This window comes from Burkholderia sp. MSHR3999, assembly GCF_000833595.1.
GTDB classification, from domain to species: Bacteria; Pseudomonadota; Gammaproteobacteria; order Burkholderiales; family Burkholderiaceae; genus Burkholderia; species Burkholderia ubonensis.
In genome coordinates, this window is sequence record NZ_JRFO01000004.1 from 137,696 (window position 1) to 150,584 (window position 12,889).

Annotated in this window: 18 protein-coding genes and 1 pseudogene; 1 reads left to right on the top strand and 18 read right to left on the bottom strand. The window is 60.7% G+C overall.

Annotated features, from left to right (window positions below):
- Positions 1–281: 281 nt before the first annotated feature.
- Positions 282–674, top strand: a pseudogene (locus KY49_RS13370) (DUF4158 domain-containing protein); the annotation flags it as partial.
- A gap of 503 nt (positions 675–1,177) precedes the next feature.
- On the opposite strand, the gene KY49_RS35510 reads toward KY49_RS13370, so the two are convergent.
- From KY49_RS35510 to KY49_RS13445, 18 genes are all read right to left on the bottom strand, one after another.
- The gene (locus tag KY49_RS35510; protein WP_231636395.1) at positions 1,178–1,552 is read right to left on the bottom strand and encodes a DUF4276 family protein; all 375 of its coding nucleotides are present in this window, start codon (positions 1,550–1,552) and stop codon (positions 1,178–1,180) included.
- Between the two features lie 24 nt (positions 1,553–1,576).
- Positions 1,577–3,271, bottom strand: coding sequence for a site-specific integrase (locus KY49_RS13375; RefSeq protein WP_042585128.1), 1,695 nt, complete (start codon positions 3,269–3,271; stop codon positions 1,577–1,579).
- Positions 3,272–3,368: 97 nt separating this feature from the next.
- Complete coding sequence (locus KY49_RS13380) at positions 3,369–3,830, bottom strand: hypothetical protein (protein WP_042585129.1); 462 nt, start codon at positions 3,828–3,830, stop codon at positions 3,369–3,371.
- A 149-nt stretch (positions 3,831–3,979) separates the two neighbouring features.
- A complete protein-coding gene (locus KY49_RS35515; RefSeq protein ID WP_231636396.1) occupies positions 3,980–4,531 on the bottom strand; it encodes a hypothetical protein in 552 nt (183 codons plus the stop codon).
- 23 nt (positions 4,532–4,554) lie between these two features.
- Positions 4,555–4,848 carry a hypothetical protein gene (locus KY49_RS13385; RefSeq protein ID WP_042585130.1) on the bottom strand — a complete coding sequence of 98 codons (294 nt, stop codon included), beginning with the start codon at positions 4,846–4,848 and terminating at the stop codon, positions 4,555–4,557.
- Positions 4,849–4,863: 15 nt separating this feature from the next.
- Positions 4,864–5,121, bottom strand: coding sequence for a hypothetical protein (locus KY49_RS13390; RefSeq protein WP_042585131.1), 258 nt, complete (start codon positions 5,119–5,121; stop codon positions 4,864–4,866).
- 18 nt (positions 5,122–5,139) lie between these two features.
- A complete protein-coding gene (locus KY49_RS13395) occupies positions 5,140–5,355 on the bottom strand; it encodes a hypothetical protein (protein ID WP_042585132.1) in 216 nt (71 codons plus the stop codon).
- Between the two features lie 27 nt (positions 5,356–5,382).
- On the bottom strand, positions 5,383–5,961 hold the full coding sequence (locus KY49_RS13400) for a hypothetical protein (RefSeq protein ID WP_197083569.1): 579 nt from the start codon (positions 5,959–5,961) through the stop codon (positions 5,383–5,385).
- Positions 5,962–5,993: 32 nt separating this feature from the next.
- A complete protein-coding gene (locus KY49_RS13405) occupies positions 5,994–6,416 on the bottom strand; it encodes a hypothetical protein (RefSeq protein WP_197083570.1) in 423 nt (140 codons plus the stop codon).
- Positions 6,417–6,489: 73 nt separating this feature from the next.
- Entirely contained in the window at positions 6,490–6,738 is a 249-nt protein-coding gene (locus KY49_RS13410; RefSeq protein ID WP_042585134.1) for a hypothetical protein, read from the bottom strand.
- Positions 6,722–7,114 (bottom strand): hypothetical protein, encoded by a 393-nt coding sequence (locus KY49_RS13415; RefSeq protein WP_042585135.1) that lies wholly within the window; start codon positions 7,112–7,114, stop codon positions 6,722–6,724. Before KY49_RS13415 ends, KY49_RS13410 begins: the two co-directional genes overlap by 17 nt.
- An 11-nt stretch (positions 7,115–7,125) precedes the next feature.
- Positions 7,126–7,308, bottom strand: a complete 183-nt coding sequence (locus KY49_RS13420) for a hypothetical protein (RefSeq protein ID WP_042585136.1) — start codon at positions 7,306–7,308, stop codon at positions 7,126–7,128.
- 9 nt (positions 7,309–7,317) lie between these two features.
- Positions 7,318–7,638, bottom strand: coding sequence for a type II toxin-antitoxin system PemK/MazF family toxin (locus KY49_RS13425; RefSeq protein WP_042585137.1), 321 nt, complete (start codon positions 7,636–7,638; stop codon positions 7,318–7,320).
- The gene (locus tag KY49_RS13430; protein ID WP_042585138.1) at positions 7,632–7,880 is read right to left on the bottom strand and encodes an AbrB/MazE/SpoVT family DNA-binding domain-containing protein; all 249 of its coding nucleotides are present in this window, start codon (positions 7,878–7,880) and stop codon (positions 7,632–7,634) included. Before KY49_RS13430 ends, KY49_RS13425 begins: the two co-directional genes overlap by 7 nt.
- Positions 7,881–8,248: 368 nt before the next feature.
- Entirely contained in the window at positions 8,249–8,899 is a 651-nt protein-coding gene (locus KY49_RS35520) for a hypothetical protein (protein WP_197083571.1), read from the bottom strand.
- Positions 8,868–9,845 (bottom strand): ATP-binding protein, encoded by a 978-nt coding sequence (locus tag KY49_RS13435; RefSeq protein ID WP_042585139.1) that lies wholly within the window; start codon positions 9,843–9,845, stop codon positions 8,868–8,870. Before KY49_RS13435 ends, KY49_RS35520 begins: the two co-directional genes overlap by 32 nt.
- A 26-nt stretch (positions 9,846–9,871) precedes the next feature.
- Positions 9,872–11,857 (bottom strand): DDE-type integrase/transposase/recombinase, encoded by a 1,986-nt coding sequence (locus tag KY49_RS13440; RefSeq protein ID WP_042585140.1) that lies wholly within the window; start codon positions 11,855–11,857, stop codon positions 9,872–9,874.
- Positions 11,854–12,489 (bottom strand): hypothetical protein, encoded by a 636-nt coding sequence (locus tag KY49_RS13445; RefSeq protein WP_042585141.1) that lies wholly within the window; start codon positions 12,487–12,489, stop codon positions 11,854–11,856. The genes KY49_RS13440 and KY49_RS13445 overlap by 4 nt, the downstream gene beginning before the upstream one ends.
- Between the last annotated feature and the right edge of the window lie 400 nt (positions 12,490–12,889).

The following is a 12,889-nucleotide window of genomic DNA, read 5'->3' on the forward strand; positions in this document are numbered from 1 at the left end:
TGGCGGTTACGCTGCAGGCACGAAAGCCGCCACCAGAAAACGTTTGGCATGAACTTAGCATGGCGAACCATGGGAAGGCAGTACCCCTGACGAGATTTGACGATTGTTGATTTATTGAAAGGCAGGCGAAATGAAATATGATAATAAAATCCGCTCTTAATAATTATTTCATTAATGTTTTAACAATATCTCTGCGTAGCGTCTACGGCCGCGCTACCGGGTTGTCGTCCGAAATTTTTCTCGCTACGCTTCACAGTCCATTTCGCACAGGAGTGCGTACGATGGATCACTTGCGGCTGGCGTACCTCGGCTTGCGGCACTTCCCGCACGAGTTGACCGAGTTCGAGCTCCACACCTTTTTCACGTTCTCCAATCGCGAGCGCGCGTTGATTGATGGACGGCGCTCGCATCTCTACCGCCTCGCGGTCGCGCTGCACCTGGGTTTCGTGCGAATGACGGGTCGCACACTCGACGCGTACAAACAGGTGCCCAAACGGCTTTGGCAACATCTCAGCGAGCAGCTCAGTATTGATCCACCCGACCTCGGCACGCTACGCTCGCTGTACGACGGCCGTAGCGAGATGCTTGCCGATCATCAGAAGCTTGCGTACGAGGCGTTGGGATTCCGCCCGATGGCCGAGCACCAGCGGCGCTACGTCGTGCGCTGGCTTAAGGTGTTAAAGTTCGTAGATACTGCTAATGGTGTCCGTTCGCGCGCTAATCTTGTCCGGTGATTCTGCTAATGCGGGGCGGCGAAGGTCAAGCTGCGGAAGTGAGCAGCGGCAGGCCACTGGAGAGGTGTTTCAGCGAAAGGCGCTGAATCCAAACGATGGTGTTGAAGCGCGACATAGGCGTGCGTCACGGCTCAATGTGGACCGCCTCCACCACCCTGGAAAACAGGCATTAAAGTCGCGCCCCCGGCTTGGGATGAGAGATATATTGTTGCGCACGCACCCAATTCGTTGATCATCGGTTACGTGCACACCATGCTCTTGTCGCGAGCGACTTTCCTCATTACGCCGCTCGTGAGCCACATCTGACATTGCAAGCTCTTGAAGGCGCATTAGCAAAATCTTCGCACATACATCCCCCCTTTGTTGCATGAGCGCAACGCGTGCGGACACGAAAAGAACATCGCTCTCAGCCTTTGCTGACGGCGCTACCACGAGTTTAACCATCACATTTTTGCGGCCTCGACGGCGTCTACAAATGCTTGGAAGCTGCGTGATTTATTTTGCGCCGGGTCCATGTGAGATGCGACAGACCGTGCCAGCTCCAGCTTACGTAATCCCGTACTGAAATAACCCGCCAGCTTCAGAACTCGCTCCAACGCTTCCCAAGTCCCCCCTAAGATCGCGTCAGGATCACGAAATGGAGCTTTCTGCGGAAGGTTTGCAGGAACCCGGGGATAAGCTGCCTGCACGGCCGTAGACCAAAATAAAGTTGTCACCGTTTGCGAAGCAAAGATGTCAATTCGCGCGCCGAACCACGCACAGGCTACAAAAAATGCCGTTGAATCAAAACCTTTCCGCGTGCGAAGCAAAGTTGTCACCAGCGTCTCGCTGCGAAGGTGTCACTACCGGCAATTGTGCGCCCCAAATGCCTGATCGAACTGCCGGGCGCGCTGCACGTCGTCGCTGTGCAGGTAGGTCGACGTCGTCGAGATTGATGAGTGCCGCAGGTTGTCCCGCACCATGATCAACTCGGCGCCGCGCGCGAGCGCGTGCGACGCGTGGGTGTGCCGCATCCAGTGCGGGCTCGCGCGCCGCAGCTTCTCAGCGGTTGCCGGCCGTTCTTCCTGGATCGCGTCAGCCGACAGCACGAAGAACCGGCGCAGCACGCGCCACAGTCGCGTGCTTTCGATACCCGCGCCATCCTCGTCGAGACTCACGACGAGCGGCGTCGCCGGGTTCCAGCGCGCCGGCGTGACCGGCAGTCCGCGCTGCACGAGATACTGATCCAGCGCGGTTCGAGCGAGCGACGGCAACGCCACCTTGCCGAGCTTGCCACCCTTGCCGAGCACGTGCAGCCAGTGATCGCCGTGCTCGTCGCGGCGGATGTCGCCGAGCGTCGCACTGACCAGTTCGCTCGCGCGCAGGCCGGTCGCGTAGCCGAAATCCAGCACAAACCGCAAGCGTTGGGCGGCCGGCGCGCTCCAGCCGTACGACCATTCGAGGCCATCGGCAAGCGTGCGGATCAGCAGCCACTCACCTTCGGTAAAGCCGCGGGACACGTCCAGTCCCGCACGCTGCACGTGGCTCTTGATCTTGACCCCGGCAAACGGATTCGCGAGCACGTAGCGCTGCTCGACGAGCCATCGAAACAGCGCCGACAAGACGTTCAGGGCATACGCTGCCGAGCGGGCGGACAGCGGACCAGTGAACGGCCGCCATTCGACGTGGTGCCGTGGCCGTGATGGACCAATCCAGCGCTCGTGCGGCGTTGGCCGCCGCAGGAAACTCCGGTAGGCGATCGCGTCGTCGGTGGTGAGCGACGATAGTGCACAACTGCGCTCGACGATCGCCCACAGGATCAGGCGTTCGGCCTCTTTTCGGTAAGCACGCCGCGTGGCGGCCGATTCGTGCAGCGACAGCCACGACTGAACCGCCTCATAGTCGTTCGAAGCCTTCAGCAGGCAGGCGCTTCCCGGGGCACGAAACTGGCCGCGCGAACCGTCGACCTCGTGCGGCATGCGCAACTGTTCCCACGGCACGATGCTGCCGGACGGCACCGCGACGATCAATGCGCGCGCTCGTTCGGTCAGTGCCGGATGCGCGGCGAAGAACGCCTCGATGCGGCGCGCGCCGGCGACGCCGAGTCCGGCGATTGCCGACCACCAGCGACGTCGCCGCGGAATCCGCACGGTCAGGTCCGCGAGTGTCCGAATGCCGTGCGCGTGGAGAGCTTCGGCTATGCGCGGCGGCAGCCACACCTCGACGGCGTCAGTGATCAGCGGCGCCGGCGCGGGCAAGTTGCGAAGCGTCTCGATCGCGCGAGCCACACTGTCGGCGGCCGCGCTCGCCGGTCGAGCGACAAACGCGGCCGCCAGGTCTGGGCGGTGGCGGACTTGCGCGTACGCGATGAGCTGCCGACGAATCCGGCCGAGCACGCCTCGCGACGACGCTCCGACTGCCCGACGATCGCCCAGATAGCGGGCGACGGCTGCTCTCGCGTCCAGGCCGGCGTACCAACTGCGCAATGCTGCAAGCTCGGCCTCGTCGGGAAAGACAAGTTCGGTCTCATCGGTGGGAGGGGTGTCGCGCGTTTTCATGACCTCCAGTTTAGATCAAAATCGTTGATGGACCGATAATATAATTTATCTGTCCGCTTTCGCTTGAATGCTAACGCCTCCCTTTCTGTCGATGCGGTCACGTACCCAATGCAGCCGCGATGGGCGAGCGCTTGCCCGCTACGATGTAGCGCTGCAGCCGTTCCCAGGCAGTCAGGTATCGATGCCACGGAATTGCGGCAAGCTGCTCGTCGTGGATGACCAAAATGCGTTCGACGGTTGCCAGTTCGTGATCGAGCAGTAGGCAGCGTTCGCCGAGCTCGACTCGCGTGACGCGCGCATTGAGCGCCGCTTCGGCCCGCCGGTATGGCTCGACCTCGGCACTAGCCGAGGTCGCGTCCCGCAGGTAGAACGCCAGATAGACGACGCGGATCAAGCAACTGAGCTGCTCAAGGTCGCCACGGCCACCACGCACGGTTGCCAACGCCAGATGATTTTCCAGTGACAAGGCTTGGACCTTCTCGGTTGGCAATGGCATCAACAGGTGTTTCGCCAGCCCCGGTCGACCTGCCCGCCGCACCGTACGCTTACTGCCGCTCATTCTTCCTCTTTCCTATCGCACCGTGCCGTTCTTACAATGCCCGCACCACATGCCCTTGCTCGCGCTGCATAGCGCGGGGCGACCGCAAAGCGGGCATCGAATCGATGTCGCGCCAAAGTACATTTCGCTTCTCTTTCGATAGTCGAGCGTCAAGCCGGAACGATCGGGATGTTCCATCCAATGAACGTTGCCCGGCCGGACGCGTCGTCGACGCCGTGCGGTAGGCGGTCATCGAAGATGAACCAGTCGCCTGCGCTCGGCTTGTGCCGAGCCTTTCCCTGTCGGAATGTCAACCCGTCGTTATGGAGCACGACCATCAAAACCAGTCCCTCGTCATCGGTGTGCAAATCGACACCAGCAGTGACGACCAGAAGTTCCTCACGTCCCCGATACCCGCCTTCGGCGCGGCGATATCCCAGCTCGGCGAGATTCGGTAGCCATGTGGCACCGCCTCGACTGGCCCAGCGCGGAATCACGTAGGTCTCGACCGGATCACCACAAAACTCATTCGCCTCGGCCGCCGAGAAAAACTCCTCGGCGAGTTCTGCGGAATGACGAACAACTTCTTCCGGCAGAGACACCGTTCCAAGAAGGGCGCCGAGCGGATGTCGGCCAGCGACACCTCGCGTCTGGCTCCGAGCTTGACAGACCTCGATATATTCCTGCGTGACGATGTGGGCGAGTAGTTGGGTGTTCGTCATAACCTCGCGGCTCTGCAGTTGGTTCACGCGCCGGACGGGCTCACCGCCTTGTGCATGGCTTCTACGATTCCGTACGCCCATTTTGCGCCGTAATCGATCGAGCCCATCGCGTAACGCTCGGCGCTGACAATTTCGTCCATCGACGGCGCGCGCAATCCGAATTTCTGCGCCTGACGAAGCGACTCGCGGAACACGGCATCACGTTCAGCGGCTATCCATTCCTCGATACTGCGCCCCTTACGCTTTGTCGCTTCAGTCTTGAAGGCGTTGTAGATGCTGCGTGCCGGCTCGCGCTTCGGTTCAAATATGTCGTGCATCTGTTCTTCCTTCGCTCAAAACGAGATCGCGTCTACCGGCACTTCGATTCCGTAGTGCTTCGTGATTGCCTCGCGGAATACGGACCACTCAATCACGCCGGCGGGCTCGTGCGTGCACTGCGAGCACCGATCTGCGCCAGCCAACTGCTCCGTCACCGTCCGGTGCACGTCGATCCCAACGCGCTTGCTGAATCGGCCAACACGTGAACCATCGTGTGCGGTCACCCAGACGGTATCGCCAAGCGACGAAACGTCGATGCTGTATGGGTCCATTTATCCGTGCCTTGCCGGTTAGCCGGCGTCGTTGAACGCGTCGACCGCAGCGTCAACATCATCGCCTCGATACAGCACCTCGTCGCCGAAAGTAACCACGAGATCACCTGACAGAAACGTGTCGAGGGCCAGACGTTTGCCATTGCGCTGATCGTTCGCGTATGTCAGCTTTTCTGTCGCCAGCCAATCCGCAAGACCAGCCGCATCGATGATATTCGCCTTATGGCGCTTCATGTTCTTTCCTGTATTTCCTCGTTCACATCAAGACGCCGTCTCAGGCATCCCAACTTCCTGCGTCCAGAATTTCATGTGCGGCCAAGCGACCATGCCGTTGCGTTCACGAATCTCACAAAATCCGGCGTGTGCGAGCCCGTGAACACCAATGTACGAACGCATCTGCAATGCCAACCTGATCTCTTCTCCGTCACCACCGTATTCGTCGTCACGGATGATCTCGTCGCCCGGCAGCCCGAGTTCGATACCTGCTGCCCAAGCCCACGCCGTAGCCTCAGGGTCCGAGCATTGGATGACGGCGCGATAAAGCGGATCGTCGGGATGCAAATCGGTCTCACCCATGATTCTCAGCATTTCTCGTTGGCCGGCGAAGAGGTTGCCGTTCATCAAGGCACGAAAGCACCGCGGGGTAATCGCCAAGTGTGCGCCTTCGTGCAGCACGGTCGAAACGCGACATGCAGGGTCGACAGCCAACATACCGTGATCAATGCGACACCCCTCCGTGAAGCCGGTGGCCCCAATCTCGTACCGTACCGGGATGCCGATTTCATTTAGAAATCGCATGACCTTCTCACGCGTACCCGGGGTGTCGATTCGATAGTTCAATCGTGTCCTCGAAGACATTGCGCGGTCGTTCCCTATGCCGCCACGGAATTCGACTCGAACCATCGATCAGCCTTCGCTCGAAATAGCGGTTCAATCCGGACAGATTGTGCGCTACCCGTGTCGACATTCTTCACGTGACCGCCGGCCCGGCCGCAATTCCAGTATCGGTTCGCTTCTGCCACCATCTCGTCCGCTGTCGCGCCATCGCGCCCCATGCGCAGGACCCGCATTGCCGCACCGACGTGATCGCCGGCCCCGGGCACGCGGCCATCCGCCAGCGCTTCACACCATCCGTGGCCGGTGGGCTTGTCTGCAGCATCGAACGTGTCGAATGCATGCATGATGATCGTGGCCAGCACCAAAGGATGGCCGGGATAGACTTCGGGCCCGCCGAGATGCTCTTGCATCCACCGGTAGGTATCCATCTGGTTGCGGATTACGCTGTTTGAAACCATGCCCGTCCTCTCGGTCGTAACGGCTATGCGATGCATCTTCGTGCACCCGTATGATTTTCGCTTCCCGGATCGATCATGCGGACTGGTTAAGGATTTCGACCTCAAAGCCTTCCGGCCAGCCGTGATTCAGGACGCGCAGTGCATCCTCCGCAATCAACTCAGGCACGACGTCCTTGTAGTCCTCATCAAGCGGCGTGATCATCACGATCGCGCAGGGCTGTCCTTTCGCTGCAGAGATCTGGCCGGCCAATCGCTTCAGCTCTGTGGTCCACTCGCGAACCTGCCGCTCAAGGATCTGCTTCTCGTCATGCGTCGTCGTCATTGCTTTCCTCGTCAGTTCTCGGGTCGATGATGTCGCCGAAGGCTGGCAGCAAGCGCTCCGGGTCGTACTGGCCCAATACGCGGCCGAGGCGCATGCCGACGGTTGGACGCCCGATCTTCTCAAGATAGATCATTGCGCCCGCACACATACTTTCTTGACCGCTCGCCACGTAGTTGCCGTTGTCATCCCACTTACCACTCGTGTGTGCGTTGTGCACGGTCTTGTGGCATTGGAACGTGCTGTGATCGTCGCGCACTAGATGTTCGACGATCCCCTCGAGGCGGCCAGGCGCGAGTTGGATCGCCCCATTCTTGCGGAACGGGCAGTTCTCGCACGGACGGCGCAGCTTGAAGTGGTTTTCGATCGCGGCGCTCATCAATTTTCCCGTCAAATTCCGTACTTCTCTTGCAGCGCTACGATGCGTGCCGTCTGCGCCTGATGAGCGGCCAGCGCTGCCGGCGACACCTCCTCGAGCTTCACGATGCCATGCGCGACCGCCGCGTCCCATTCGGTTGTGCGGCGGACCAACATCACCAACTCGCTCATCTCTTGACGAATCGTTTCGAACATTGTTTGCCCTCATTCAGCGAACACTTCTTGTAGGGTGCGTAGCGTAGCCAGCAGCGTTTGTTCGGCAACAGCCCCTTCCTTTTTGACCAGCCGGACTTTGTCCACTGTCCGAACCTGATCGAGCAGAATCAGACCTTGCTTGCGCTTGAACGTCACGGGCACGCGGAATGGTGCCGGCCGCCCCTTTGACGCCATCGGCGCCACGATCACCGTGCGAAGGTGGTCGTGTAGTTCCGGGGGCGAGACGATAATGCATGGACGCGCTTTCAGGATCTCGCTGCCCAGCGTCGGTTCAAGCGCGACGAGCCACACCTCGCCACGCGCTACCATTCGATCTCCGCGTCGCCCGCGTTGCCGAACTCACCCATCACCAGGCGATCCTCACGCGCGTCAGCCAGCGCCTTGCTGGCTTCTGCCCAGCCGTGGCGCGGGGCGTTTTGTGGGCGCCGAAGAACCAGCGTGCCATCTTCCACTTCCATCTCCACTTCGTCCTCAAACCCCAATTGCGCCAGAAGCGGCTTCGGAATCAGCACACCCTGCGAATTGCCCATTCTGCGAATCGAAACTCTCATGATTGCACCGTTATAACAATGTTAAACCTCGCATCATGGCGAGTCAATACAATGTTATAACAATTTCATCGCGCAAGCATCGGCCCGGTGATGCGTCACTTCTGCGTAACACCGATCACAGGATCCAATTGCAAGATGCCACGGGCAACCGACTAAGATAGTGCCGCTGCGGCTTCGGTGAGGAAATCCAGGATGCTGCCGGGTGAGCGATGTTCGTAGCCTTTACCAGACTCGTCGTCCGGATACGGAAGCGCCAAGCAATTCACGCGGCGCGTGAGCGAAGCTGACCTCGCAACAGCGATATTATCCGGCGGATTCGATCGCGGGAACGTTGGTCGTTGGCTGCTACAACTGCCGGAGCTTCGTCGCTATCCCAAGTGTCGCTCGTAATAGCGTCGCGTCAACGCCTTACGGTACTCAGGCTTCATCGGGCGAGCCCTCTCTGGTGACCATCCGCCGCCTCCGTAGCTGCCACCACAATACGCGCATCGATACGGCGACTCGAGCAGGCGAACATTCACGACGTAGGGGGCCTCATAGCCGCAGCGGCGGCAGGCGGTTTCCAACTGGCGATAGTGCGCTGGACAGGTGTTGAATTTCAGCATTTGGTGCACCACATTATGATAGCCGCGCGCAATGCAGTTGCGGCAGTGACGAAACAGCGGACTGTACCGACGCCGCTGACTCGGCTGCAACAGCCCGATCTCGAGTGACGCATAGGGAATACCGAGGGCGCTGTGTAATTGCGCAACGCTGACGACGCCGAGCTGAGGTACTACGCCCTCGTACGGATCGATGTCGGGGCCCATCACCCGCGCTACAACGTTGCCGGGCAAGGCATTTACCTTCTCGAACTTCCACAAAATCGACACGAGCGATTCGCAGGGATCCAGCCAGCGCTTGTTGAACACGTACCCCAGTGATGGGGTCAGCTTCTGCTCATCAAGCGTCAGAATTGGCAGGCGCGGCGGTCGCAGCGGCGACCCGCTACGCTGTGGCGAGGACGTGGCCGGTTGCATGGCGAGACTGGATATAACCGCATTGATGCACCGCATGCGTCCACAAGGCCGGCTCGGGACAGTAACCCGGCGCGTCCTTGAGCTCGCTGTCCTTCAGAACGATTTCGACCGCGCGTGCGAACGACTCCATTGGAATCTCGAGGCGGCCCGGCAAACGGGCCTTGTGGTGGGCCGCCTCGAACGCCCGCCAGAGTTCACCCGCGTCGTCGAGCAAGCGATAGCCGGCGTCGAAAGCCTGCGGCAGATAGAATCGCGTAAAGCTCCAGTCGCTCGTCTCCGGATACGCAGTCTGATCGTAGCCGTTCAGACAGGTGGCGACATCGTCGACGTTGCGAATTCCGTAAAACGGCAGTTCCTCGACCATCAGGCGCGCGACGATCTGCGTCTTGCCGGCAATCTGCAGGGCGGTTTTCTGGGAGAGCAGTTCCTGTTGGCCGACGAGGAACGTGAACAGCTTGATCTGCTGGCGATCGAGTGCATCGTGAACGTCACGCAACCATTCGTATTCGTTCTCGTTGTACCGCTGCGCCTCGTCGCAAAACAGCAGCACGGTGCCGCTGCCGGCGCGGGCGGCCGCCTCGCGGACACGCAGCGTCAGGCGCATGCGCTTGGCCGATCCGACGCCTGCGTTGGGATTATGGTCCCCGACTGCTTCGAGCAGGTTGACGAAGAAGGGACCTTCAGCATGCCGCGGCTTGTGTTCGCACTGCGCGTGGTAGCTGGTGATTTTCGGCAGATCGCGGGCCAGTAGCAAGCGTAGATACTCAATCGCACGGGTCTTGCCAATTCGCGGCGGTCCATAGATAAGCGCGCCCATGATACGGTAACGCAGACACTTCATGACGAGTTCGTAGAAGGCTTCGATCGCCGGGGTGGCGATTCGGTAATTGCCGGTCGCCAAAGGATGCAACGCGGGGTCGATAGGACGCGGGATCTGAAGCGACATGGGATACCTCCCGATGTGAGCTGAAGTTAAAAGACCTGGCCGGTGCCAATGATCAGTTTCCTGGGGCGCGCGGGCGGCTGCAGCGCGGCATCCGTGGTCGCAGTCGCGGCGGTGACCGACGCGGCCGCCGGCTGAGGCGTGATCTGCATCGCGGGACCGGGCGGCGTACGGGTGGTGGGTGCCGCCGCGAGCGTCCGCACCGCCTGCGCAAGTTCGGAGGCGGCCTTGCGGGACTTCTTGGCCTCGCGGAGTTTGCTTTGCACATAAGCCTCAATCGGATTGACGCCGTGCGCCCTGCGCGCGTGCCGCTTGCCCTGCAATTTCTGGATCTCCTGGCGCAGCTTGAGATTGTGGGGGACGACGCGCCAGGCTCCCTGCGCTTCTAGGATGCCCAGTTCGGCGCCATCGGCGAGAAATGCGCGCACGCAGCGCAGATCGTCCGAGTTCAGGTAGATGAGCAGCGAGCGCCCGATCAGGTGCGGGCTGGAGGCAAGAATGGGGTTGGTGTAGCGCACGCCGTGCAGGTTGATGTGCGGGCGGATGCCCTGCTCGAGATAGCCGCATACCCGGCAACGCTTCGCCGACTGCATCAGGCACAGGGTACGGCGTCGTTGCTCGGGCAACCATGTCACCAGATGCTGCTTGCTGCGCACGCAATAGGCCATCGCCTCGAGTGGCGTGACGTGGTTCAATCCCGCATGCGGCGTGCCGTGATAGCTGGCGATCGCATATTCAACAAGATCGTCCAATTCGTCGAGCGACACGTACAGGCGCAGGTTGCCCTTCGGATCGGCGAGGGCTCGACGCAGGTCGTGCGGATGCGAGCCCGTGTAGCCCGGCAGACGCGACGACAGGCGACTTGCGATCGTGCCGAAGAAGCGCTCGATATAGGGCCGCTCGTCGGGACTGTATTTGGGGCCTGCATCGGCGCCGCAGCCGATGAATTCGCACAACGCGGTCAACGTTTCGACCGCCAGGTTCGCCTTCGCGTTGTCGAGCTTGATCCACTCCCAGGTAACGTACGCGAGCTCGGGCAGACGCTGCGAAGCAAAGCCGTCCTGCTGTTCGTACGCCAGCCCCGGGATCGTGAAGGTGCGCGCATGATGCGGTTCCAGCGCCTTCTCGATCGTCTTGATGACGTCATAGCGACTGTACTCGCGCGCGAGGACGAGGTGATATCCGAGCACCACACGCGTACAGACGTCGATGATCACGAGCAGCCAGACTCGCTCTGTTTCGAACTCGTGCTCGAATCCCAGCGGATCGCGCACAACGACCTTGAGCCGGATGTCAAGGCGGTGGCCATCAAACTCCACCACCTGATACGGACGACTCGCTGTCGGCGCAATGGCATCGTCCGAGCGTGGCAGGCCTTTCAGGTGTGAGGCACCGGCCGCACGCGCTGCCGTACCGAAGCTGCGCAGCAGTTCGGTCTTGACACGCGCCGACAGCGAACGGACCGCGCGGCCCGCCGTGTTGAATGGGTAATCGGCGGCGGTCAGGCCCACTTCCCGGCACTGCTGCAGAAACGCCGCGTGAAGGGCCTGCAGCCCACGCAGGCGGGTACGTAAATCGCCGCTGGCGACAAGCTGATCGAGCTTCACCCGGTGTTGCTTGATCTGCAGCAGCAACCATCCGGCAAGCTTCGGGTAGCGCTCCAGCAATTGGGACAGCGCGCCCACCATGCCGCGACTTCCACGCTCGCCGTGCGTGGCGACGGGTTTCACGCGCACATAGTCCACGACACGCACATCCGCGACGAGTGCACGGAATCCGTAGATGCGTCCATCGGGATGCGGGACAAGGGCGCGCTCGAGCAGGCGATAGAGTTGGCGCCGATTGACGCCGGTCGCCGCTTCGATATCCTTGACGCGATCTCCACGCGCATAGCACTCGATTGCTTGCATGCTGAGCTTGATGCGCTTACTCCTGGGCACATCGAGCTCGGTCCACGCCAATGTTGGCCACGTCGTGACATCGAGCGACTGGAATTCCGGTTTGCGGCGGCTCATGATACGGTTTCGCTCGCAACAAACGATGTGAGGAGCGACAGTGCCTCGAGGTGCAACGCAGGTGATTGAATGCGCCCGGCGTGCAGCAGGCCGAACACAGCGGCGCGAACCAGCATCGAATCGCCCGTCGAGAACTCTCGTTCAATGGCGAGCAAAGGCTGAGGAAGCGCGACGAACCGCACGATGTCGTCGAGGAGAGGATCGGCAATCAGCCCGCGCGCTGCGATGAGGCAAGGCAACATGCGCTGCCAGTTCTCGACCCACATGCGCGACGCTGCGAGTTCGGCCGGTTCGATGCGCCGCACCGTTATCGGTTTGGTGGGGTTCGCGATTACCGCCGCCCCCTTGTCGGCGGGTATCGCCATCGGGTCGAAAAGAGTGATCAACTCTTGACGATCGGCGTAGCGCACCCAGAAGTCGGCAAGATAACGTTGTCCGTCCAGCATCACACAACCCGGGCGCTCACAAAACGTGCGTGCGGTCGGGTCTGCTTCGATCACGAGCCACTGCTCGAGCGCCGGTCGTCGAAAAAATGTGACGCGGCGGGCGAGTTTGGGGCTGAACGCTTCGAATCGATGGGCGCCAAGTGGGCGAGCGATCGCCATCGGGGCAATAGATGCAGAATCTTCCATAAGATCAAGACCTTATGGGCGGGATTCGAAGTCTAGGACGCGAATTGACGAATTTAATTCGGACTTATGCGAATTGACGACATTATTTCGGCGAGATTGTCGATAAAGTCGTCAACTCAAGCGTCGAGCGCCTTGCGCGGCGGGCATCTCGAGTTGACATCTTTCATTTGGTCTACGCTTGGCGCCGAGCGACGCGTGCTCAAGCTTGCGCTGCACAACCTCGGGCGCGACGCCGGCTGCAAGCATCTGGGTGCCCACTGTACACCGGAACGCATGCGGCGACGTGCCGGCCGGCTTACGCCTCTCGGCCTCCGACAGATCCGGCATCACCTTGAGGAGTGATCGTCCTTATCGTGCAGGAAATGGCGGTTGGGTCTGAAAAGAGCTAAAAGATCAATGG

Bases quoted from the DNA above. Each gene is read 5' to 3' on its own strand.
- KY49_RS13405 (WP_197083570.1), bottom strand. From the start codon at position 6,416: ATGGTTTCAAACAGCGTAATCCGCAACCAGATGGATACCTACCGGTGG.
- KY49_RS13380 (WP_042585129.1), bottom strand. From the start codon at position 3,830: ATGAGCGGCAGTAAGCGTACGGTGCGGCGGGCAGGTCGACCGGGGCTG.
- KY49_RS13395 (WP_042585132.1), bottom strand. From the start codon at position 5,355: ATGAAGCGCCATAAGGCGAATATCATCGATGCGGCTGGTCTTGCGGAT.
- KY49_RS13375 (WP_042585128.1), bottom strand. From the start codon at position 3,271: ATGAAAACGCGCGACACCCCTCCCACCGATGAGACCGAACTTGTCTTT.
- KY49_RS13445 (WP_042585141.1), bottom strand. From the start codon at position 12,489: ATGGAAGATTCTGCATCTATTGCCCCGATGGCGATCGCTCGCCCACTT.
- KY49_RS13385 (WP_042585130.1), bottom strand. From the start codon at position 4,848: ATGCACGACATATTTGAACCGAAGCGCGAGCCGGCACGCAGCATCTAC.
- KY49_RS13410 (WP_042585134.1), bottom strand. From the start codon at position 6,738: ATGACGACGACGCATGACGAGAAGCAGATCCTTGAGCGGCAGGTTCGC.
- KY49_RS35515 (WP_231636396.1), bottom strand. From the start codon at position 4,531: ATGACGAACACCCAACTACTCGCCCACATCGTCACGCAGGAATATATC.
- KY49_RS13420 (WP_042585136.1), bottom strand. From the start codon at position 7,308: ATGTTCGAAACGATTCGTCAAGAGATGAGCGAGTTGGTGATGTTGGTC.
- KY49_RS13425 (WP_042585137.1), bottom strand. From the start codon at position 7,638: ATGGTAGCGCGTGGCGAGGTGTGGCTCGTCGCGCTTGAACCGACGCTG.
- KY49_RS13430 (WP_042585138.1), bottom strand. From the start codon at position 7,880: ATGAGAGTTTCGATTCGCAGAATGGGCAATTCGCAGGGTGTGCTGATT.
- KY49_RS13440 (WP_042585140.1), bottom strand. From the start codon at position 11,857: ATGAGCCGCCGCAAACCGGAATTCCAGTCGCTCGATGTCACGACGTGG.
- KY49_RS35520 (WP_197083571.1), bottom strand. From the start codon at position 8,899: ATGCAACCGGCCACGTCCTCGCCACAGCGTAGCGGGTCGCCGCTGCGA.
- KY49_RS13390 (WP_042585131.1), bottom strand. From the start codon at position 5,121: ATGGACCCATACAGCATCGACGTTTCGTCGCTTGGCGATACCGTCTGG.
- KY49_RS13435 (WP_042585139.1), bottom strand. From the start codon at position 9,845: ATGTCGCTTCAGATCCCGCGTCCTATCGACCCCGCGTTGCATCCTTTG.
- KY49_RS13415 (WP_042585135.1), bottom strand. From the start codon at position 7,114: ATGAGCGCCGCGATCGAAAACCACTTCAAGCTGCGCCGTCCGTGCGAG.